General features: G+C 40.4%; 1 protein-coding gene. It reads right to left on the reverse strand.

Going from position 1 to position 562, the window contains the following annotated elements:
* Positions 1-562 (reverse strand): polysaccharide biosynthesis/export family protein (locus tag ACNOHI_RS25360; protein WP_420477495.1); only part of this gene is annotated, 562 nt, incomplete at both ends.

The following is a 562-nucleotide window of genomic DNA, read 5'->3' on the forward strand; positions in this document are numbered from 1 at the left end:
GCTGGTCTCGCAACCTCTCCCAAGATGGTTACTTTAAAGTTGGCGAAACGCACTTGCACATTAGGATGAGTATAAACCACAGCAGCCTTCTCCTTAATCAAATCCCTTGCTTGATAAGTGGTTAGGCCTACAACTTTCACTTTTCCAACTACGGAAAGATCTATTTCCCCATTCTTATCTACTAAAAATCCTGACGTTGGTGGCGTGGCACCTAAAGCAACTGTGGTACCAGTAACCGTACTGATCGCCTGGCTCGCCGCTTGATTCACTACCATGTTAGTTGTTGGATCAATAGTGAAAATTGAAATGGATAGTATATCATCGGGTTGAATAACCGGTTCAGTGAATCTCGCAGTATTTGCTAATTCGGATTGTTGCTCCGAGCTTATATCCTGAAAATAAGCGACTTTTTTTGTGGTTTCACATGAGGTTAGCAGTAAACCGGCTACCAAGAGAAAACCACTTGCTGATTTTCTGTTATCGATACATATCTTCATCGGTTTTAACAAGGTTCCTACCATACAAAAGAGTAATTTTTGGAAATAACTAATTCTATAATTGA

Source organism: Noviherbaspirillum sp. ST9 (assembly GCF_048799745.1).
Classification (GTDB): domain Bacteria; phylum Pseudomonadota; class Gammaproteobacteria; order Burkholderiales; family Burkholderiaceae_D; genus Noviherbaspirillum.